This is a genomic window from Nodularia spumigena CCY9414, assembly GCF_000340565.2.
GTDB classification, from domain to species: Bacteria; Cyanobacteriota; Cyanobacteriia; order Cyanobacteriales; family Nostocaceae; genus Nodularia; species Nodularia spumigena.
The window spans coordinates 4,739,312-4,760,837 of record NZ_CP007203.1 but is presented as its reverse complement, the minus strand read 5'-3'; the positions used below and the strand labels follow the sequence as shown (position 1 = coordinate 4,760,837).

General features: G+C 40.3%; 16 protein-coding genes and 2 pseudogenes. 6 read left to right on the top strand and 12 right to left on the bottom strand.

From position 1 onward, the window contains the following. Positions 1-151: 151 nt before the first annotated feature. The 6 genes and pseudogenes from NSP_RS20745 to NSP_RS20710 form a co-directional block, all read right to left on the bottom strand. A complete protein-coding gene (locus tag NSP_RS20745) occupies positions 152-571 on the bottom strand; it encodes a hypothetical protein (RefSeq protein WP_006197143.1) in 420 nt (139 codons plus the stop codon). A gap of 170 nt (positions 572-741) precedes the next feature. Beyond that, positions 742-2,358, bottom strand: coding sequence for a ParB/RepB/Spo0J family partition protein (locus tag NSP_RS20740; protein WP_006197142.1), 1,617 nt, complete (start codon positions 2,356-2,358; stop codon positions 742-744). Between the two features lie 469 nt (positions 2,359-2,827). Continuing rightward, the gene (locus NSP_RS20730; protein ID WP_006197140.1) at positions 2,828-3,601 is read right to left on the bottom strand and encodes a ParA family protein; all 774 of its coding nucleotides are present in this window, start codon (positions 3,599-3,601) and stop codon (positions 2,828-2,830) included. A 456-nt stretch (positions 3,602-4,057) separates the two neighbouring features. Next, positions 4,058-5,779: pseudogene (locus NSP_RS27570) on the bottom strand (IS1634 family transposase). Positions 5,780-5,915: 136 nt separating this feature from the next. Further along, positions 5,916-6,617 (bottom strand): hypothetical protein, encoded by a 702-nt coding sequence (locus NSP_RS20715; RefSeq protein ID WP_006197137.1) that lies wholly within the window; start codon positions 6,615-6,617, stop codon positions 5,916-5,918. A gap of 346 nt (positions 6,618-6,963) precedes the next feature. Then, a pseudogene (locus tag NSP_RS20710) lies at positions 6,964-7,458 on the bottom strand (IS4 family transposase); the annotation flags it as partial. 451 nt (positions 7,459-7,909) lie between these two features. Here NSP_RS20710 and NSP_RS20705 point away from each other — a divergent pair. Next, positions 7,910-9,745 (top strand): GMC family oxidoreductase, encoded by a 1,836-nt coding sequence (locus tag NSP_RS20705; protein ID WP_006197135.1) that lies wholly within the window; start codon positions 7,910-7,912, stop codon positions 9,743-9,745. Between the two features lie 120 nt (positions 9,746-9,865). Here NSP_RS20705 and NSP_RS25695 read toward each other — a convergent pair whose 3' ends face one another. Together NSP_RS25695 and NSP_RS27095 are read right to left on the bottom strand one after the other, a co-directional pair. After that, positions 9,866-10,456, bottom strand: coding sequence for an HARBI1 family protein (locus NSP_RS25695; RefSeq protein ID WP_173403274.1), 591 nt, complete (start codon positions 10,454-10,456; stop codon positions 9,866-9,868). Then, positions 10,363-10,758, bottom strand: coding sequence for a helix-turn-helix domain-containing protein (locus tag NSP_RS27095; protein WP_006194781.1), 396 nt, complete (start codon positions 10,756-10,758; stop codon positions 10,363-10,365). Before NSP_RS27095 ends, NSP_RS25695 begins: the two co-directional genes overlap by 94 nt. 216 nt (positions 10,759-10,974) lie before the next feature. On the opposite strand from NSP_RS27095, the gene NSP_RS20690 reads away from it, so the two are divergent. The 5 genes from NSP_RS20690 (at position 10,975) to NSP_RS20670 (ending at position 17,194) form a co-directional block, all read left to right on the top strand. Further along, positions 10,975-12,087, top strand: a complete 1,113-nt coding sequence (locus NSP_RS20690) for a ferritin-like domain-containing protein (protein WP_006197134.1) — start codon at positions 10,975-10,977, stop codon at positions 12,085-12,087. Positions 12,088-12,154: 67 nt separating this feature from the next. Beyond that, positions 12,155-12,643 carry a hypothetical protein gene (locus tag NSP_RS20685; RefSeq protein WP_231859500.1) on the top strand — a complete coding sequence of 163 codons (489 nt, stop codon included), beginning with the start codon at positions 12,155-12,157 and terminating at the stop codon, positions 12,641-12,643. 44 nt (positions 12,644-12,687) lie between these two features. Then, positions 12,688-13,368: a pentapeptide repeat-containing protein gene (locus NSP_RS20680; RefSeq protein WP_006197132.1), complete on the top strand. Its 681-nt coding sequence runs from the start codon at positions 12,688-12,690 to the stop codon at positions 13,366-13,368. A 406-nt stretch (positions 13,369-13,774) separates the two neighbouring features. Then, entirely contained in the window at positions 13,775-14,338 is a 564-nt protein-coding gene (locus NSP_RS20675; RefSeq protein ID WP_017804387.1) for a Dyp-type peroxidase, read from the top strand. 63 nt (positions 14,339-14,401) lie between these two features. Continuing rightward, positions 14,402-17,194 (top strand): MGH1-like glycoside hydrolase domain-containing protein, encoded by a 2,793-nt coding sequence (locus tag NSP_RS20670; RefSeq protein ID WP_006197130.1) that lies wholly within the window; start codon positions 14,402-14,404, stop codon positions 17,192-17,194. 275 nt (positions 17,195-17,469) lie between these two features. On the opposite strand, the gene NSP_RS20665 is transcribed toward NSP_RS20670, so the two are convergent. From NSP_RS20665 to NSP_RS20650, 4 genes are all read right to left on the bottom strand, one after another. Continuing rightward, a complete protein-coding gene (locus NSP_RS20665) occupies positions 17,470-17,937 on the bottom strand; it encodes a hypothetical protein (RefSeq protein ID WP_006197129.1) in 468 nt (155 codons plus the stop codon). A 50-nt stretch (positions 17,938-17,987) separates the two neighbouring features. Continuing rightward, a complete protein-coding gene (locus NSP_RS20660) occupies positions 17,988-18,368 on the bottom strand; it encodes a hypothetical protein (RefSeq protein ID WP_006197128.1) in 381 nt (126 codons plus the stop codon). Positions 18,369-19,547: 1,179 nt separating this feature from the next. Beyond that, the gene (locus NSP_RS20655) at positions 19,548-20,240 is read right to left on the bottom strand and encodes a class I SAM-dependent methyltransferase (RefSeq protein WP_006195168.1); all 693 of its coding nucleotides are present in this window, start codon (positions 20,238-20,240) and stop codon (positions 19,548-19,550) included. Positions 20,241-20,343: 103 nt separating this feature from the next. Then, complete coding sequence (locus tag NSP_RS20650; protein WP_006195170.1) at positions 20,344-21,468, bottom strand: site-2 protease family protein; 1,125 nt, start codon at positions 21,466-21,468, stop codon at positions 20,344-20,346. Positions 21,469-21,526: the final 58 nt, after the last annotated feature.

The following is a 21,526-nucleotide window of genomic DNA, read 5'->3' as shown; positions in this document are numbered from 1 at the left end:
TTTAGGGCTGAGTTACTGACCTCACAACTTAATCTAGTTCCCCGCCCTTGCTCTCTTGCAAAAGATAGGTGTAGCGACCTTAGTATTGCGGGTCGCTACAGATAGGGATACAGCAAAATCGCAATATCTGCTTTTTTTACGGAAACCCTGATTAAATTGGTTCAAATATCCCGTCCTCAATCATTAATTCAAGAGTTTGTTTGTCCAGAAGAGATTCAATTACCCATCCGTTGCCTTCATATCTTCCGTGACGGTAGCACTGTTGCCTAATTTTTTCTCGCTCTGCTTGCTGTCGTTTACTCCATTGTTTTGGGTCTAAATTAAGTTTCAAAACTTTACTGTTGACCTCCATAGTAATAAAAAGATTAAGTGCCTGGATACATTCGTCTAAAGTTTCTTCTGTTACCAAAATTGAGTTTTCTGGTTCTATTTCGTCAATTTCCCAAGCTAGCCACTCTTCACATAACTCGAATATTCCTTCTTGATAATAATTAGAGTTTTCTAGTTGGGAAGGAATTTTGCGTTTTGAGTCTAGCTGAATTACTTCAGCTAAAGGTTTTTTCTTTGCCATTGATGATACCCTTTGATGTTTGATGTTTACCTAACTGTGTGAGAATGCCCCCACCAAGCTGGCGCGGTGTAGCGGCGAGAGGATGTCAATTGTTTTTATAGTCTAATAGATTGTCACCACCTCACTCCCTCAAAAGTGGTGAGCATTGGTTGGGGGTTTCTAAGTAAGTCCTATGATTCATCCCCCAGTAAAGCTTCGAGTTTACTCAGGAGGGTTTCTAGTTTCTTTTGCTTGGCAGGTTGTTCCCAGAGTTTACGCTTGTTAATGCTCTGGGTGACGTTTTTGAGACGCTCTGGTATTTGGTTGGGTGATTTTGCGGATGGGGGTTGAGCCGATTGGGTGTTAGCAGCGATTTGTGCTTTGATTTCATTTAAAGACCAGTTGTGTGCGATCGCTTGGTCTAAGAGTTGTGTACAGAGAGCATTATCTTTAATCCGTGCCAAGGCTTGTGCTTTGGTATACTCCAGTTTGCCCTCTCGCAGTGCTGTTAAAATCTCCAGCGGCAGATTGAGTAAAGGTAGGCGCTTGGTGGTGAAGGACAGCCAATTCATCATTCCCAAGCTTTCAAACACCTCTTGTACCTTTTTTACTTTCTCTTCATCTGGGTTAGGAGAAACGTTTCTCCTAGATTCTTTTTCCTCAGTGATGCCGGAGTCAGAAGAAACATTTTCCCTAGCTTCATCCTTTAGTTGTGACTCCTCAGTTAAGGAAACGGAAGTATCCGCATCTTGTGAAACGTTTTTCGTAGATTCTGTTTCTTCAGTGATGCTAGAGTCAGGAGAAATATTTTCCCTAGCTTCATCCTTTGGTTCCGTTTCCTTAGTTTCCTCAGTTAAGGAAACGGAAGTATTCGCGTCTTGTGAAACGTTTTTCCGAGATTTCTTAAGTGTGGTTGTTCCTGAGTTGGGAGAAATGTTTTTCCCAGATGCGGTAGCATCTATTATTTCCGAGTTAGGAGAAACATCGCTACCAGGTTCTGTCTCGTTATTTAGAAGAGATTTAGGAGAAACATCGCTACCAGATTCCGTCTCATCGGTTGTTTCGGAGTTAGGAGAAACGTTTCTCCTAGATTGTGTTTCTTCAGTTATTTCTGAGTGAGTCAAAAAATTACTAGAAGATTCTGAAGTTGTTTCTCCGTTTTCGGTAGGTGAAACAGAATCACTCAGGTCAGTCGAAACATGACCAGGAGATTCCGTCTCATCAGTCGTTTCTGAGTGAGTCGAAACGTTTCTCCTAGATTGCTCTTCAGAGTCTTTTAACGGCTTTTCACCTTTGCTACTGGCATTTTTCATCCGGTACAGCAGGGATTTGACCGCTTCCACATCCGACTCTAAGCGAATAGCCAAAAGATGCAAGATGCCTTCCGTTTCTTCAACTGGGTTGAGGTCTTGTCGTTGCAGGTTTTCAATCAAGGCTAACTGAAAAGCCTGGTCATCGGATAACTCACGTACAACCACTGGCACTTCTTCCAGTCCTGCTTCTGTGGCTGCGCGATAACGGCGTTCTCCTGCTACTAATTCGTATTTCCCGGCTGTTTTCCCTCCTGTCAGTGGACGCACCAAGAGGGGATGGAGGATGCCGTGCTGTTTAACTGATGCAATTAATTCTGTTAATGCTTGGGGGTCAAAGTAGCGTCTGGGTTGCTGTGGAGGCAGGTGAATGTCTTGGAGTTTGACTTTGCTTTCAGCAGCGGGTGGAGTGTCAGCTTCCACTGGGGATAACCAAGGGGCTGGGGGTGGAGTGGTAATTTGACCAGCAAAGGGTTTTTCGGTGCGTTTGCGTACCATTGTAGGGAATGTGGTTGGATTGGGGACAGAAATGGGAATGCTGCAATAAATGGGGTGAAATGAGCAGTGATACTGAAACTTCCGCTAAGAACTTAATGAGCCACTTTCAATAGTGCGATAGCGAACGCGAGTGCGTCCCGGAGGGAACTAGCGCTGCTGGAAGTAGATAGCGAAGCGCGATCTAGGAATCGCTAGGAATAAAACTGTACCAATTGAAGTCTCGGAAATTTAGAAGCCTCAAAGCCTTATTCCGCTTTGAGTCCTTTTGTGACTCGACATCTGAAGCGGTACGGTAATTATATGGTGAATCTGCATAATATTCCTCAGCCGTTGGAGGTGGCAATCTCTTTACCTCCTGAAATTTTTCAAATCTAGATATAGCAAGGGTTACAGCCTTAGCGCAAGTTTCTATACGATTGCTCATTTCCCCCCATTACCAGGACTTTGAGCGATGAAAACAGGTTTAGGTTTATATAGCGGACTCCAGAGCAGAAGCAATTTCTTTAAGGATAGCAACAGCAGGATGTTTGGGGTCAAATACTGCTAGAGGCGCACGTTCTTCTGTGGCATCGACAAAAGCGGTAGCTCTGGGGATGGGTGGGAAGATTCGACCCCATGCTGAAAGTTGTGCTTGGATGGCTGCTAATGCTCGTTTATCGGCTGAGTTTTGTTGAGCATAGCGGGTGGGAACAAAGCCTGCGATTTGTAATTTGCGGTTGGGTTTGTTTTTAACTTGAGTGATGGTTTGCAAAAGTTCGTCTGTTCCCTCGAAGGCTTTGAGATGGGTTTCGATGGGGACGAGGACGTGGGTGGCGGCGACTAGGGAGATATAAGAAAGTAATCCTAAGCTGGGGGGACAGTCAATAAGGATGAAGTCGTAGGCATCTAGAACTGGTTCTAGAGATTCTTTGAGGCGCAAGTCGCGCATGGAGGCACTGACTAGCTGCATTTCAGCTCCACTCAGGAGTCGGTTAGCTGGTGCTATGTCCATGCCATGAATGCCGGAATGAATTGGTAATGGCTGTTCGTCAATAATGGCATCAGCTACGGTTTTTTGTAATTGAGATGGGACTAAGCCCATGAATTTGGTTAAGGAGGCTTGGGGGTCGATGTCGATGAGAAGGACACGATGTTTTTGTTGGGCTAGGTGGTAGCCCAGGTTTTGGGTGAGTGTTGATTTGGCGACACCACCTGCTTGGTTAAAGAGGGCTATGATGCGACACTGTTCTTGAGGATTTGACACTGGCTTTCGTTCCTAAAGGTAGGATGGCTTGAGTGAATTGGCTCGTTTTTATTATCCAGTTTATAAAATATGGTACACAGTTTAAAAGCACACTACTTCCTTGAGTGCTTTTAGGGGTTTAATGTCCTAATTTGTGAGGTATAAAATGCCCTGCTAGTAACGAAATAATAAGACTTTTAGGCGATAGAGAACATAATGTTTTAGGTTGAATTATGGACACAAGTTTCAATTGTGAGTCATAATCTGACCAAGAGTTTTTTTAAGTTGATGCAAGGGTTCCACAAGAAAATATTTTTTGATCCACCACTAATTCTGAACTTTGGTCATTAGATATGCCTCTACTTGGTAATGTCTCTGTTTTTCCCGCCTTAATTACTACTCGCTAAGCAGTTACAAATTAATTTATAATTGGTTATTACTCCCGGTTCGCCCATTTTTGCGAGAGATAGAAGAATTCTACTCAGGAGTAAAAGATTGACCACTAAGCTGAGTATAAATAGTAGGGGGAAACCCAAGTAAAACAAGAATACGCTGCTGCAAAGAGGAAAGAGTAGTTAAATGAGTGTAGACTTCGTTGTTAACCTCAATTAATATCAATGTGATTTCTTTAAATGCAGCAAGAAGCATTTCAGCAGTAGGACGTGCCGTTTTGCGCTGAGGATTACCAGCATAAAGTCCAGCCAATTTTTCTTGATTTTTGTCAAGATGGCGACGAACCTGAAACTCTAAAAGAGTCAAAACTCGCAAACCAATTGAAAGTAGTCGGATCAAACCAGTAATATGGTCTTCACGTTGTAAATAAATTGGAGTTAAAGAAAGAGGAAAGCCTTTAAGTCGAGCAAATCCTCGTTCTGTCAAATACTCATCTCTATAAGCACGAACTGCTTGTTTCAAACTCAGGTTAGCTTCAGTTTCATTAGTGACATAAACTCGCCAGCCTAACAGTTGAACTTGTTGTTTAACCGCATCTTCATTAATTTTAAAATCCAAATTAAAGGAAACTTCTTCTACTATTTGAGATTGACGTTCTCCATATTGTCTTTTAACTTTTTCAACTCGCTGAGTTTGAATATCAATTTCAAATAATCCTCCAGTCCGATAACGCTTGAGAATCTCAGCTACAGATAACTCCCACTCTGGAAATTATGTCAGCTTTTTCTTGCCGCGTTTGGGGATTTTTAGTTGTTCAAGAGCATGAACGGTTTTCTGTATGCGTTCACGTAGATATTTTTCCTCTGTCTGGGCAATGGCATAAGAACGGACTACTAATTGTCGCTCTTCCCAAGATATTTCTTGCTCGTTAATCTTTTCTTTTTGGAGCAATTTTAGTTCAAATCCTTCAGCAATCTCTCTCGTTTTTCCATCTGCATAATCATAATTGATAGTTGTCAATTCTTGTTTTTCATCCCAAACTGGTTGCAGATATTCTCTTAATTTTTCTGTCGGTGTTTGCTTGGCATTTAAAGGACATAGATAAAAATCTCCCCCTGATACAATATGGGTTCTTGTCCCCATTGATGCCATTTTACAGTCCCCAATATACAGTAATCCTGACTGTTTTAGCGTCGAACGGACTCTCTCAATTGCTGGGATATATAAAGGGTCATCTGCTTTTTCTCCCGATAATATTTCCGTTGCTATTGGCATTCCTAATGGGTCTAATGTTGATAGCATGATTTTGACTTGTGCCAAATCTGGACGATGGTCTTTGCTATGACCCCACTGAAATAGCCCTTCAGTATTCACCCCGCAATAACTTGAAGCTGTTGTACTATCCAGTCGTACCCGTTCTGGTTTGATATCATACACTTGCAACAAATTACTTCCTAGTTCTTCTTCAAACGCATACCAGTTCTCGTCACAGTTAAGGTAACGCAATACTGCTTCTAATCGGTCATCGGTTAGGTCAAGTTCGTTTAAGCTTTCACCAATCAATTTTTTCAATGTTTCTAACCGTTTACCAGCCCAGGCTTGAACTTGATTTAAACGGTGGTCTGCTTGCGATAAGATATGTGTTAACCAGATCACTGCTACATTCCCCAAGCTTTGTCCTCGCCAATTTCCATGGGTGGGGAAGTTTTTATCTATTAGCTTTTGTACACCCATCCGTTCTATCTGTGTGAGTAGTACGGGTATGTCATCTACTCGTTCGTTTGTAATTATGGATTCAGTTGCCATAACGTCGAACATATACTTACCTAGCTTATTTTGTATAACCTGTCTCTGATTATACTTTTATCTGCACATTTTTCCTAACTCCCTAAAAAATGGGCGAACCGGGAGTTATTATCTTCATTTATGAAAAATTAGAGGTTTACAAAGCCAACTTTCCGCAGTCAATTTTTTCTAAAATACTTCCCTTTTTCATGTAAGGCTTTAACTCCTCAGTTACATACACTTCCCTAACTATTCCTTCCACTACAGAGAAATTTTTAGTAATTTCTTCAAATTCATGAAGAAACTTTTCACTATCTGTAGGAACTTCCTGGAAGCGTAAAATTGTTGAATGAATAGATATTGGCGTATCTAAGTCATAATCTCTATTATCACCTTTTAAGATATTCAAAGCTTCCTTTCGTATTTCATATATCTCTCCTCCAGGATTGTATATCGGGAAGAATGCAGCAGACCTTAATAATACTGGAGAATCAATAAATATTTTAATTGGTTTGTGCTGGACTATGTTTTCTATTCTCATTTTTAACAGTTTCAAGATATCAGGATCTAAGCATTTTTTAATTTTATTCAGCGTTTTTTTAAAGTTAATAACTGTTACGATTGTAATGTGTGTTTGGGTATATGGATATATATAAGCACCTTCTAGTTCTTGCAATTTCTCATACATTTCCTCATAAATTTCCCTGATTTCTGTAGGCAGAGGCCAAGCACAAGCAATATTAACTCCGTAAACATCCCTATCAATTTCTCCACCAACTAATTCATCCTTCATAAATCCATATTCTTGTATTTCTTTACGGAATAAGGCTCTTGTTTCTTCAGAAAACTTTTGTAACATATTAGGACTCCTATTTGGTTATTTATAGCTGGTGTGGTGTGTCCATACCAAACTCAGTAGTTATCTATCCTGCTTTTCCCACTATCTCTACGTGAATTAACTCATACATTAAATCCGGTTACTATACTAATCTTCAAGCAATACTGTTCGGTTAAGGGGAGATAGAGGGTAAAGTCAAAGAAATTTTGTTCGCGTATAGATTACGAGAACAACAAAAGCTAAAAAAGTTGCTTATACCTAACAAAAGGCACGTATAAAAAACTTAATTGTCAATTGATGAGAATATCCTTAAACCGTGGAACTATAAATTGAGAATGAAAAATTTAAAGCATCAAAATGGATATATTCAACTTGCCTGTTTAACAATTTGAAAAGATAGTTGTTGTCGAGGAGTACCATGATTTCGATGACTTCGTTTTTTACTCTTAAACTTTGAGCGGGCTTTTTTGACTACTCTGGGATTACTTCTATGTTGTCGTAAAGGAATTTCCAAATCTGAGATTTCGGCAATTAACCAACTGTAATATGTGTTGATATCCAGTTGATTATTTATCTGACGCTGAAACTCAGGAATCGCCCGACGAATCACTCGGAGACTGCCAACAAAACTTAACCTTAATGGAGAAATATTCTTCAAAGTAGCACTTTGAAACATTAAACAACGGAGGCAATAATGTGCCAACAACCAACCATAAATTTCTTGGACTACTTCACGAGGATTCTTAGAACGGATATGTGTTTTTCGACCATTCAGATGGATTTTCAACTCATCTAAAGTATTCTCTGCCTCCCAACGTTGATGATATTCTTGCGCTAACATCAAAGCCGGAAATTTAGCAGTATCCATTAAATTTGTAGTTCACGGGCAGAGAGAAATCTAACTGCAAATACTGAACAATACACATATTTCCGAAGATTACTCTTATCTTTAGCTTATCTTCTGTTTTTTCATACAGAATACTAAGCATAATATTACTAAATATTACTAATTATTACTAAAATATCAATGAAGCTTATGAAATATTCAATAATCCCGTTAAAATCGCACAATTTGCTTATATTTCAACAGATTTATTCAGAAAATTTACGGAACATTTACTAAGTATTAACCAAATATTTACTGATATTAACCCAATATTTAATACATTAATAATCAACGAATCTTTCTACAATCAAGTCTATAAAACAATTATCTACTAAGTGTTGACTAAATACATTCATGCTTGATAGATTACTTACGTGAAAGTTCCTGACATCATTGGGTCAATTAAATACGTGCTAAGGAGTAATATATGAGCCAAAGTCGGACTACAGTAAACTTCGTTACTTCCGAGACTGTTTCTCAAACCTTCTACGATGTAGTCATAGTCGGAGCGGGAGTAGCTGGAGCCATTGTTGCCAAACAACTTAGTGAGCAAGGAAAGCGGGTTTTAATCCTGGAAGCGGGAACTGGTTATGGTTTAACCCTTGAGGGCTTTCAAGGTCACGTTGATACCTTCTATGGCGCAGTAGACAAGAACGCCAACTCCCCTTATCCCGTAAACCGTAATGCCCTTAGCCCCACTGATGGAGCTAATCATTATTTTGAAGAAAAAGGACCATTACCTCTTAGCGGTTCTTATACAAGGGTATTGGGCGGAACTACCATGCACTGGGAAGGGAAAACCATCCGAATGCTACCCGAAGATTTTGAATTAAAAACTAGGTATGGCAAAGGTCTTGACTGGCCAATTAAGTATGAAGACCTGATGCCCTACTACCGCCAAGCGGAGTATGAAATGGGGGTTTCTGGAGACGTAGAAGGACAAAAACGTCTAGGTGTTCCCTTTAAAGAGGGCTATGTGTTCCCTATGTTGGAGCTTCCTCCTTCTTACTTGGATCAGAAAGTTAGTGAGGGACTGAAAGGATCTACCGTCGAACTAGAAGGCGAGACCATTAAATTACAACTCAGTACCTTTCCTCAAGGTCGCAATAGTATCCCTAATCCCAAGTATAATGAGTACGGGCATAAAGCTGATATTCGCTTCGTTCCTGATGGAATTGCTAGTGTTAAGCCTCTAGAGTATGGGGAACGCTGCCAAGGTAACGCGAACTGTGTCCCTATCTGTCCAGTGCAAGCGAAGTATGATGCCCGCAAAACCTTAAATACCATAGCTTTTCCTGATCGAGTAGATTTACTTGCCCAGGCTGTAGCCTATAAAGTGGAAGTTAATCCCGATAACGGTCGTGTCACCGCTATTCACTACAAGCACTATCAGGATAAAAACTCTCCTGATCATATCGTTGGTATAGCTCAAGGCACTTTATTTGTCTTAGCTGCCCATGCAGTCGAAAATGCCAAGCTGATGCTTGCTTCCAATTTGAAGAGTAGCAATGATCTAATGGGACGCAACCTCATGGATCATCCTTTCCTCTTAGCTTGGGCTTTGATGCCGGAAGTAACTGGGACAATGCGAGGACCCCTAGTGACATCAGGAATCGGAACTTTCCGTAAAGGTAAGTTTCGTCACAACCAATGCACATTTGCAATGGATATCCATAATGATGGTTGGGGATGGTCAGGAACAGGCGCTACTGACATAGTGCGAAATGCTGTGGAAAAGGGGAATCTGTATGGTTCTCAACTGCGTCAAGAACTGATTAGCAAGATATCACGGCAGTTACTATTAGCCTTCATGTGCGAATTACCCGCCGATTACAATAACCGAGTCACAATTGATCCTCAATATAAGGATCAACTGGGTAATTATCGTCCTGTCATTCATTTTGATGTACCTGATTATTGCAAAAAAACCTTTGCTTACGCCCGAAATCTCTCCAAGAAGATTTTCAAGGATTTAGGTGCGGAAGATCATACCCATTACGATGACACAGACCCTGCCTATTTTGAGTATGAAGGTGAAGGCTACTGGTTCCGGGGAGGAAATCACTTTTCAGGAACTCACGTCATGGGAACGACTAAAGACAACTCGGTTGTTGATAAATATATGCGTTCTTGGGATCATCGGAATCTTTACATGGTTGGAGCAGGAAGTATGCCCTCCATTGGTAGTTCCAATACTACATTAGACATCTCCGAAAACTATCAAACCCTTGCAGTTACGATATTTTTGGTGAGCGATCGCTAACTGCAAATATCCTGAGATTCTACGGTAGAATAGGTGTTAGAAATGCGTGTTGTTGGTAATTAGCCAAAAGTAGGATCTCTTTGAGGTAATTTTATTATAAATAATTTCAAGTTTTTATAGTTACAAAATAAATGTGCCAATGCGTAATCTAACGAGTCCACAAATAGTCATAATTATCTGCTCGTATTTAGAGGAATTTAATCTAAATCTTTCTTGAGCTACTCTAAATATCTTCACTAAACGAATTAAATGTTCTACAAATATGCGCTCTGATGCCAGTTCTTTATTTTGAATTTTTTGTTCAGAACTTAATTCTTTTTTTCTAGGCTTTTTTTCAGGTGTTTTAATTGATTTCTCTCCTTGGTAAGCTTTGTCACCGGAAAATTTTTGTTTCTCTTCAAACCCATTTTTATTTTCCCGAAATAAATTTATGTCACTTTTTCGTCCTGGCTCACCAGCTACTACATCAACAATATCTCTACCATTAGGCAGAACAATTAATTGACTTTTTCTAGTGTGCATTTTCTTCTTACCTGAGTAATATTTTTCCTGCTGTTGATACTCTGAAGGTCTTTCTATGGGCTGTTCATAGCTATCTACGATTAGTTCAAAGTCTGTTAAAACTTCTTTAACAATTTCATAGTCACTGGAGTTTTTTTTACCTGTTCTACTAAACTTGGTGGTAATAATTCTCCCAATAATGGCAACCAATAGTTAAACGTATCATTTGCAGTTGTTTCACTCACGCCAAATTGAATACCCAATAGTTGAAATGTGGTTAAATGTCGTAAATATGTTAGGGTGAGAATTATTTGCTCCGATGGTGATAATTTTGGTCTGCGACCACCTCCACCCAGAATAATTCTCACTTTTCTATCTTCAAGCAATTCTCGTTTATGATTGTGCAGTTTAATGGCTTTGTCTAAAAGTTCCTGCAACTGTTCATATTTCAGCCCTACTAAACGCTGTGCTTCCTGGGGATTATTTTGGATATAATCGAATATACTGCTCATAATGCTTTACTAAAAATAGCATTTTATACTCTTATACCATAATTTTATTCTTTTTCGGAGATGTCTATTGAGTATAGCCGCTCTCACTTATATGGCTACTGAGGAGATGCTTAGGGACTTAGCTCTTACATCTAAGCCTGTAAATCTCTAGGATTTAAAACAACAAGGCGCACTGAATTATACAACTTTTGAAAATATTGTCAGCAGAGGTATTTGATGATTGATAGTTTAGAGTTGATTACAACGGTTGAAGACCTGCATTACTATCTCATTCAGGGCTTGATGATAGAACACGCGACTCTTCCCCCTTATCTCACTGCCCTTTACTCCCTGAAACCAGGCTCAAATTTGGAAGCTTTTCACTTTATTCGCACCGTCGCTGTAGAGGAAATGCTCCATCTCACTTTAGTAGCCAATGTGTTTAATGCGGTGGGAGGAAATATCACAGGAGTTTTGACTAATCCTGACTTTGTTCCCACATACCCGACTCACTTACCTACGGGAGAAGTTGACTTTGAAGTTAATGTTGGCAAGTTTTCCAAAGAAACAGTAGAGACATTTTGTAACATTGAACGTTCTCATCATGTAAGTGAAAAAAAAGCATTAGTAGAATCTCGCACTCAACAAACAAGAAGACACAGTTTTTTAAAACTTGCTGGTAAAAAGGATAACTTAAGCTACGACACCATTGGATTATTCTATACAGAAGTGATTCGGGGCTTAAAGGCACTTGATAAGAAGTATAAGGATGAAGGGAAGAATCTCTTCATTGGTGATCCCAGAAAGCAAATTACCCCTGAGTATTACTATGATGGTGCGGGAGATATCGTCAAGGTGACGGATCTTGATTCTGCTATCAAGGCATTGTATATCATTCAAACTCAAGGTGAAGGGTCTGGAACTACAACTATCTATGATTCTGAAAAAGAACTTTCTCATTACTTCCGTTTCCAGCAACTCCTGAAGGGTCGCTACTATAAGATAGACAAGGAAGATCCAACGAAATCAGATCAGCCTGATCAGCCTACAGGTGAAACCTTGACTGTAGATTGGGACGCTGTTTATCCCGTGATGGATAATCTGACGTTGAGTAAACTCAGAAGTTATTGTGACGCAGATTCAGAATTATATGCTCACGCACTGGAGTTCCAGCAAGCTTATAGCAGATTCCTTGCAGAGATTGAACATTCCTTTAATGGTCATCCTGAGCAGTTGCTTCCTGCGGTGGGCAGTATGTTCCGACTCAAGGAATTGGCTACTAGTCTGATTCGTAACCCTATTCCGGGACTGGATGGTGTTCATGCAGGTCCAATTTATAAGTTTGAGTAAAAAGCAAAAATTGAGACTCAAAAACCTAGAAATAAAAACCTAGAAACTTTGTGGAGGTAAATAACTAGTGAGTATTAAGACACCTGAATTCATGGGGTATTTCCTGGATTTCTCAGCAGAGGTAACAGGATTTTCTCGGTTTGATCTGGAAGGAACTGGACAAGCTGACCTTTACTTTGACACCGTTCTGAAGGTGGTTGGTGAAGACATATTTGGGGAATTGCTAACTATCTTTCATGATCTTGATAAGAGAGCAAAAAAGAAATATGATCCCGTAATTTTAAGCGAGGGACTACGCTCTCAAATTTTGGAATCTTCAAAACGTGGACCTGTTGCTCGCAACATCATTAAACTATGGTACACGGCTAATTGGTATGAACTTCCCGAAGCATGGGAGGCCTGGTATGGTGCAGGTAAAGAAAATAGCCATTTTATTCCCAGTCCTCAATCCTATCCCGAAGGACTTGTCTGGCGGGCTGTTGGGGTTAATCCTCCTGGCGCGAAAGCACCTGGTTATGGGACTTGGAGTGAGCCTCCTTCAGTTAGTTTGAGTTAATGACAATTTGATGATCTGGTGAACAATTTTAATGGAGATACAAGATGAATATTAAACTTTGGTTTCGTGGACTTTCTGCTTTTGTACTGACAATTGTTCTGAGTTTAACGCTTTTTAGTTTACCTGCTAATGCCTTTGTTGCCACTAATAGCCGTCTTGCTCTTGCTCATTTAATTGAGACAAATGAATGTAATAGTTGTGATTTGTCGGGAGTGGATTTATCCGGTAAAGATTTGTATGGTAGCGCTCTCTTGAAAGCAAATCTGACAGGGGCTAATTTGTCAAATACCTTGCTGAATGAAGCCAAGCTAGATGACGCAAATCTGACAGGAGCGAATCTATCGGGTTCCAGCCTTTTAGGAATCAGGTTAAACAAAGCCAATTTAACTAACGCCAATCTCACAAAGGCCCAATTGGCTAATGCAGAGATGGCAGGGGTAAACTTGTCGGGGGCTAATCTAACAGGAGCTATTGTCGAATATGCGATCGCCTCTGGTGCAAATTTGTCTAATGCGATCGCCAAGGAAGCAAATTTCAACAACGCATTTTTATCTACCTCTAATTTATCAAGTGCTGATTTTTCTGATGCTGTCATGAGAAATGTCAGATTATCGGGGGCTACTCTGACACAGACTAAATTCATTGATGCCGATTTGTTTCGTGCCAGAATGCCTAATGATACCGTATATAACGGCAATGTCGCTCAGTTTGGGGCTATTCAATAGGTTCATATTTAACATATCGTCAGCAGAGGGATAGTTAGGAAACTCTCTCGCGTATAGCAATCCTATTTGATGATCAAACCAGAGCATAGATGGTATCACCGTAAATCTATCTGGCTAAGGTTTTGAGGATACTCATCTGAGTAGATAACTTATCCTATTTGCTCACAACTCAAATAGGATTGCTATATACTCCTGCAACATTACACAAAAATGGTTAATTCCTAAGTAAAGAAACAAATTGTTCAGAATAAAAAGAACAGAGGAATTCTCGTGATACAAAGCTCCGAAAAAATCAAACAACAAGTCCAGATTCTTGCGAATTTTCCCAGCGGAATAAAATCCCTTAGTCAACAAATTAGTCGTTTATTGATTTCCCTATAAAAATGATTTGGCAGGGGCTTTAGTTATGGGTCGTTTTGCGGACGGAACTCCCGTGACTAAATCAGATATTCCCACCTATGCTGTTACCCCAACTAATAACTTTAATTATGATGAGGATACAGCAGCCACAAAATGTCCATTTCATGCCCATATTCGCAAAACAAACCCCCGTGGTGATACAGGACGGGTTGAATCTGCTTCTGAATTTGATGAAGCTTTAAGGATAGAAAGAGATCATCGCATTGCCCGTCGGTCAGTGAGTTATGGAGAACATGATCCCACTGGAAAACCAACAGAGGGTTCAGGATTATTGTTTCTTTGTTTCCAAGCAGATATTGAAAATCAATTCAATTTTATGCAGTCGAGATGGGCAAATCCTGATCGTTTTGTTGACGTTGGAGTAGGACTTGATCCTATAATTGGTCAGCCCGGAAAACCCAAGGGTGATCCAAGAAATGTAGTATCAAAATGGCCAACAAAATGGGGTGAAAAGGAAACAAAGGAGTATCATTTTGAGCTATGGGTGAAAATGAAGGGTGGAGAATATTTCTTCGCTCCTAGTATTAGTTTTCTGACGAGTTTAGCTTAGAGATTTCTCTAGTTAATTAAGACTATTATTGCCAACAGTTCATTTATTAAATTGCCAAAAATCATGATGCAAATTCAAGACACAGCCGAAAGAAAAAGACTGGTTGAAGATAGTAATCGGGAAAAGCACTGGAAACAGTGGGGCCCTTATTTAAGCGATCGCCAATGGGGAACAGTACGAGAAGATTATAGTGCTGACGGTAACGCTTGGGACTATTTTTCCCATGATCAAGCCCGTTCCCGTACCTATCGCTGGGGAGAGGATGGGATTATGGGGATTTCTGATAATCACCAACGTCTTTGTTTTGCGATCGCCCTCTGGAATGGCAAAGATCCCATCCTCAAAGAAAGGCTATTTGGATTAACAAATAGTGAAGGCAATCACGGGGAAGATGTCAAAGAGTATTACTTCTATTTGGATAGTACCCCCACCCACTCTTACATGAAAGGGCTGTACAAATATCCCCATAATGCCTTTCCCTATGAACAATTAGTCAAAGAAAATGGTCGTCGCAAAGCCCAAGATGCTCGCGCCTTTGAATTTGAGTTGATGGACACAGGGATATTTGACGATAACCGCTATTTTGATGTTTTCGTCGAATATGCCAAAAATTCTCCCGAAGATATCTTAATTCAAATCACAGTTGTTAATCATGGGACAGAAGCTAAAGAGTTACATCTAGCACCGACCCTTTGGTTTCGCAACACTTGGTCTTGGGGAGACACAGAGGAAGGTAAACCCTCTCTAGAAAGCGTTAACTCTAGTGGAGATTTTAAAGTAGTTAAAGCTCAATTTACCGACCTCAAATCAGCGCAACCGGAAGTCAAGAAATGGCTTTATTGCGAAACCCCCGATGCCATGCTGTATACGGAAAACGAAACCAATAAAGAAAAGTTTGGATGGGGAAAAAATACCTCTTACGTCAAAGATGGCATTAACGATTATATTGTTAATGGTAAAACTGGTGCAGTAAATCATCAACAAGGAACCAAAGTTTCACCCCATTATCGCTTAAATCTTGCCCCTGGGGAAACCAAAATCGTCCGACTCCGCCTCAGTGATCTTGATGACTTAGCCACACCATTTGGTAGTGAATTTGGTTCAGTATTTGCACAACGCAAAAGTGAAGCGGATCAATTCTATCAAGCAGTCACCCCCAGTGAAGAATTACCAGTTGAAATGCGTAACGTCCAACGACAAGCCTTTGCAGGGATGTTATGGAGTAAGCAATTTTTCCACTATGTTGTGCAAGATTGGATCAATGGAGACCCAGGCGCACCACCACCAACGCAACGCAAAAACTCTGGCAGAAACAGTGAGTGGACTCACCTGTTTAACGAAGATATCATCTCCATGCCTGACAAATGGGAATATCCTTGGTTTGCTGCTTGGGACTTGGCATTTCACACCATCCCTCTAGCCTTAATTGACCCAGAATTTGCTAAAAAGCAATTATATCTCTTCACCAGAGAATGGTTTATGCACCCTAACGGTCAAATACCAGCCTATGAGTGGAACTTTAGCGACGTAAATCCTCCAGTTCATGCCTGGGCAGCTTGGCGGGTTTATAAAATAGAAGAGAAAATGTATGGCAAGGCAGACGGAGGATTCCTCGAACAACTATTTCAGAAATTGTCCCTCTACTTTACTTGGTGGATAAACCGCAAAGATGTAGATGGAAACAATCTGTTTGGAGGAGGTTTCCTGGGGCTAGATAATATTGGGGTTTTTGATCGCAGTAGTTTGAAAATTGCTGGTGCTAGTATTGAGCAATCAGATGGTACTAGTTGGATGGGAATGTTTTGTCTCAACTTGTTGAAGATGGCAACAGAGTTAGCCAAAACCCATACAAATTCCAAAGTTTATGACGATATGGCATCCAAATACTTCCAGCACTTTTTGCTAATTGCCGAAGCTATGAACAAACTGGGAGGAAGTGCAGTTGATGTTTGGGATGACAACGATGGCTTTTTCTATGACATTTTGAAACTTCCTGCGAATGCCATAGAGGGAGGAAATGATCCCTTTTCTTTCTCAATGAAAGTCCGTTCTATGGTAGGACTTATTCCTTTGTTTGCAGTGGAAGCAATCGATCAGGAAACACTAGACAAATATTCGACTTCTGACTTCAAAAAAAGGGCTGACTGGTTTTTCAAGAACCGTAAAGATTTGACCGAAAACCAGAATATTTACTTCGACAACACAACCAGTAATTTCATGGAAGGAGGATTAGCTTTATCCCTAGTCAACCCAGCAAGACTCAAATTAATTCTCAAAAGAATGCTCGATGAATCTGAGTTTTTAGGAGACTATGGCATTCGAGCTTTATCTAAATCTCACGAGCCACCCCATCCTTATCTCTTGCCCTTTAAAATCAGAATGGAAGATGGCAGTTTCGAGCAACCTTTAGTAGAATACGAACCAGGAGAATCAAGATTTGGTCTATTTGGTGGCAATTCTAATTGGCGTGGTCCGATTTGGATGCCTGTGAATTTCTTGATTATTGAATCACTCCAAAAATTTCATCGTTATTTAGGAGATGATTTCAAAGTAGAATATCCTACTGGTTCCGGAAAGATGATGAATCTCTGGGAAGTATCTACAGAACTTTCTCAAAGGTTGATCAATATTTTCTTGCCCAAAACAGAAGGTCAAAGTGAGCGACCTGTTTATGGAAGCACTAAAAAGTTTCAAGATGACCCCAACTGGAATCAATACATTCTCTTCTATGAATATTTTCATGGAGATAATGGTGCGGGAATTGGGGCTAGTCATCAAACAGGTTGGACAGGAGTAGTAGCAAAACTAATCCAACAACATGGAGCTTATACTGCCCAAGGAAAAAGCCCTGAGTAATACAATGGAGGGCGGGGAAACCCCGCCCCTACAGGCTTGGCGATGAAAAACCGTACTTCCTAGCAGCAAAAATTGCTGTAAATAGAGTTTGCTGAAAAATGGGGTGGAGGTTCTCAAGCTTCTGCCCCTAATTGGTATTGAGCCGAGATAGGGGTAAAAACCTGCAAGATGGTCTGTAAACGCTTACTGTGTCTAGCTTTCAAAGATTTCAGGTGGAAGATTAATAGGGGGTCAAGCCGGGATAAGGGTAAAATGTTGAGGGGGCGACAAAGAAGTTAAAGAGGCTGCTGTATAAGCATCATAGCCATCACCCCCTGCTGATAAAATGCCTGCTTATTGCGAACGGCAGCCATCATTTCCAAGACCAAATCCTGACACCCATTCAGCGAAATTATCCAATTGTATCCGTATAAGCCTATCCAGAAAGCACTATGTCTTTTTCTGTTTCTGTTCAAATCACTTGGACGACAGACATAAGATTGTTGTCTAGAAAATTGAGTTTTTTGACCTTGTAACCATGCAGAAGTCATTGCTATAGCAATTAATAAAATCAGACGGACAAGCCTATCAGGAGAAGCTTGAGAACCTTCTAGATTATAGCCACCAGTTTTACAGTCTTTAAACATAGCCTCAATCCCAAAACGTTGACCATATATTTTGACAGTCGTTGATACATCTGTCAGATTAGTTGATAAATACCAAGGCAATACTGCTCGGTTAAGGAAAATGGGGAGTAAAATCAAGAGAAAAGTGTTCGCGGATTATTTACGAGAACAATTAAAGGAAGGGAGACTTACTTTTTCTTTTTGAGGCTATCGTACAAATCAACCCAGTTTTGTCGGAGAGAATCAATGCATGATTGTAAGTAATCAACTTGGGTTCTCCTAGCTACTTGCATGACTGCATCAACGTGAGCCGGACTTCCAGCCTTGCCTAAATGCTTGTATTTACTCAATTTATCGGGTTGTGCTGTGGGAAAAATTGGGTGAGCAGCGTGTAACTTGTAGTACCAATAAACCCTTTGTTTACCCCGTGCTTGGTAACGGGAAACACAGCAACCAGATGGTGCTATTTCTCCACCAGCCTGAATTTGTTGAATCATGATTTGTAACGTCGCAATAGTTTGTTGCAGTAGTTCTGCTCTGGAAATCAGATCATCTTCTTTCGTCTTCATAATGAATTGAGAGGGGATTAAGGCTCTCAAGGTGAAAGTAATCAAAAAAATCGTGTTCTCGAAATACTATCGAGAACACGATATCATTTAATATATTATGAAGTGACAACTAAAATTTCACTCTTCCCTTCTGTTTTTAGTATATGTCACTGGTAAACTTTCAGGTACAAACAGCCTGTTTTGACCCTAAACAACTTCTATTGGCGTTGTCACAGGTAATTCCAGCACCAATACTGTTCGGTTAAGGGGAGATAGAGGGTAAAGTCAAAGAAATTTTGTTCGCGTATAGATTACGAGAACAACAAAAGCTAAAAAAGTTGCTTATACCTAACAAAAGGCACGTATAAAAAACTTAATTGTCAATTGATGAGAATATCCTTAAACCGTGGAACTATAAATTGAGAATGAAAAATTTAAAGCATCAAAATGGATATATTCAACTTGCCTGTTTAACAATTTGAAAAGATAGTTGTTGTCGAGGAGTACCATGATTTCCAATACTGTTCGGTTAAGCAAATTCGTGAGCCAAAAACCCTTGTAGAGACGTTCCCTGGAACATCTGTACATCCCTTAACTGAAAGGTATTGGGATTCATATTTGATTTTTGAACAGATAAATAATAATACAGTAGGGTGTGTTAGCGACAGCGTAACGCACCGAAAGCTTTGGGGAAGGTGCGTTACGGCTTACGCCTAACACACCCTACCTGTACTTAGATTGTTTCATAAATCAAATCGGATTCCTATAGATCCCCGACTTCTTAGAGAAGTCGGGGATCTGGGTATTACGTTTTTTAAGTTTGAGCTACTTATCAATCGGCTATCTGCTATATAAAACCTAGACAAAACTAGACTTTACTTTCTACTTCAACGGGAGCATGGGAGCAGTTATCCCTCAGTAGACTTTCACGCCTTAGCCAGACGCGATTGTGTTCCAATTAAGTTTCTGAAAAAGACTACCACCATCATTGCTTGGTTTTCGCGTCGGCAATAGTCTCAATTCAATACTTGATATCACCGTATTATATATCAAGTAGTTGATTTTTTCCTAAAATATATATTGATTTTTGTCAATATAAGTATAGTTTTGTCTATGAAATTGTCAACTTAGGACTTGCTCTACCTTTATTGTGACTCAAAAATTCCTAAAGCAGTGCTGAGGTAACATTTTGTAGCATTATTAGACTTTTGGCGGGACAGATTTCTGATATTCTAACCGTAGTTGTGGAACATCAACCCGTTCACCCTCATAAAACAGAACACGGCTGACTTCTTGCAAACCCAATTCTGTAAACTGGGCTAATTCGGAATCAGACAAAGGCCAGGGAGGTCCATCAGGTTCTAATTCTGTGTCTCGAAACCGATTTATCACTAATAAAGTTCCTGTTGCGGCGACCACAGAAGCCACTGATGCAATCACAGTAGAACGGATATTTAAAGGTAACGCTTGGATATTCCGAATTTCCACAACTAAATCAAAAGCTTGATGCCATTGTGCAGGTAAATTTAACAAATCTGCAACTACATAATTCACAGAAGAATCAGGAAATCGTTGCTGACACCAATCAATAGCCGTAGGCGAAATATCAAAAGCAGTAACTTGAAAACCCCTGTCTGCTAAAGCTTCTGCATCATCTCCCAAACCACAGCCAATCACCAGCGCCGAAAGTCCCTCACCTTGAGTATGATTAATAGTCAACCAATCTTGTAAATAAGGATGAACAGTTAACTTCGCCCAAGGAATTTGAGTCACATCACCCTGAGACTGACTATATAAAACATCAAACCATGCAGTAGGATTAGCCTCTTGTATAGCTTGGTTCGCTAACTCCTTCACCCGTTGCTGTAAACCTTCTGGCTGTTTCTCAAACATCTCTAACTCTCTGCGCCTCTGCGCCTCTGCGTGAAATAATTAATTTTAAAACCCCCCCAGAAAATCCGAGGGAGTCTTGAAGCTATTCAATTTTTCTAGACAACTATACAGGATTAGGTTGAGTTTTATTTTGCAGTAACTGAATAATCGCTGCTTTTTCTAAAATTCCCACCAGTACACCATTGTCACGAATCACAGAAATCGTAGATAACTTTTGTTGTTCGAGTAACTGTACTACTTCCAACAGGGGTTGATCTGATTTAACTGTGGTAGATTCTTCAATGGACTTCATCACGGCGCTGACTGGGGTTTCTGTCCACTGTGTTGTGGGAACAGTCCGCAAATCATTAAGATTGATTGCGCCGATTAATTTTCCATCTTCATCAGTGACTAAGAATGTTTTCCAATCTTGATTGTTAAAAATTCGTTGGTCAGCAAACTCTCTGAGGCTGGCATTGGCAGATACAATGGGGCTATTGTCTGTAACAGCATCTGCTGCGGTCAAACCTGTGAATTGTTGCTGTACTCTGGCAAATTGGGCTGTTTTACCAGCATTTTGCAACAAGAAGAAACCGATTAACAAGTTCCAAGAGTTAGCGAAGCTACCAAATAATAGTAGGGGAATTAAACCAGAGGCGATCGCTACCCAACCAAATATTTGTCCTACGCGACTGGCGAAAGTTACACCTTTGTAGGGGTTGCCTGTAATCTTCCACACAGCAGCCTTGAGGATATTACCACCATCTAAAGGTAAGCCAGGAATCAAGTTAAATAACGCTAATGCCAAGTTAACAGAAGCCAGAACACCAAGGATAGCTGCGGTTGCACCTGTGGCTGCCGTAGTTACACCAATGACTGTGAATACACCACAGAGGACGAGGCTAACTAAGGGACCTGCGATCGCCACCCAAAATGCTTCCCCTGGGGTTTCCGATTCTTTTTCTAAACTAGCCAAGCCACCAAATATAAATAAGGTGATGGATTTTACATCAATTCCTTGGCGAATTGCGACAAAACTATGTCCTAATTCATGGGCGACGACAGAAGCAAACAATAGCAACGCTGTCATCAATCCCAGTGTTAAAGCTAATCCCCCAGATAACAAGGGAAATTGTGCCGTCAGTCCACTGCTATAACTCCAGGCTACCAAGCCCAGAACTAGAAACCATGACGGATGGATATAGAAGGGAATCCCGAAGAGATTACCAACGCGAATTGTGCCATTCATGCCGTACACCTTTGAATACATATATAAGAGATTCGCTTGCGCTGTTCTCTATGAATTT

Coding starts and splice junctions, on each gene's coding strand:
- NSP_RS20650 (WP_006195170.1), bottom strand. CDS start 21,468: ATGAATGGCACAATTCGCGTTGGTAATCTCTTCGGGATTCCCTTCTAT.
- NSP_RS20670 (WP_006197130.1), top strand. CDS start 14,402: ATGATGCAAATTCAAGACACAGCCGAAAGAAAAAGACTGGTTGAAGAT.
- NSP_RS20705 (WP_006197135.1), top strand. CDS start 7,910: ATGAGCCAAAGTCGGACTACAGTAAACTTCGTTACTTCCGAGACTGTT.
- NSP_RS20715 (WP_006197137.1), bottom strand. CDS start 6,617: ATGTTACAAAAGTTTTCTGAAGAAACAAGAGCCTTATTCCGTAAAGAA.
- NSP_RS20680 (WP_006197132.1), top strand. CDS start 12,688: ATGAATATTAAACTTTGGTTTCGTGGACTTTCTGCTTTTGTACTGACA.
- NSP_RS20655 (WP_006195168.1), bottom strand. CDS start 20,240: ATGTTTGAGAAACAGCCAGAAGGTTTACAGCAACGGGTGAAGGAGTTA.
- NSP_RS20660 (WP_006197128.1), bottom strand. CDS start 18,368: ATGAAGACGAAAGAAGATGATCTGATTTCCAGAGCAGAACTACTGCAA.
- NSP_RS20675 (WP_017804387.1), top strand. CDS start 13,775: ATGGGTCGTTTTGCGGACGGAACTCCCGTGACTAAATCAGATATTCCC.
- NSP_RS20690 (WP_006197134.1), top strand. CDS start 10,975: ATGATTGATAGTTTAGAGTTGATTACAACGGTTGAAGACCTGCATTAC.
- NSP_RS20745 (WP_006197143.1), bottom strand. CDS start 571: ATGGCAAAGAAAAAACCTTTAGCTGAAGTAATTCAGCTAGACTCAAAA.
- NSP_RS20740 (WP_006197142.1), bottom strand. CDS start 2,358: ATGGTACGCAAACGCACCGAAAAACCCTTTGCTGGTCAAATTACCACT.
- NSP_RS27095 (WP_006194781.1), bottom strand. CDS start 10,758: ATGAGCAGTATATTCGATTATATCCAAAATAATCCCCAGGAAGCACAG.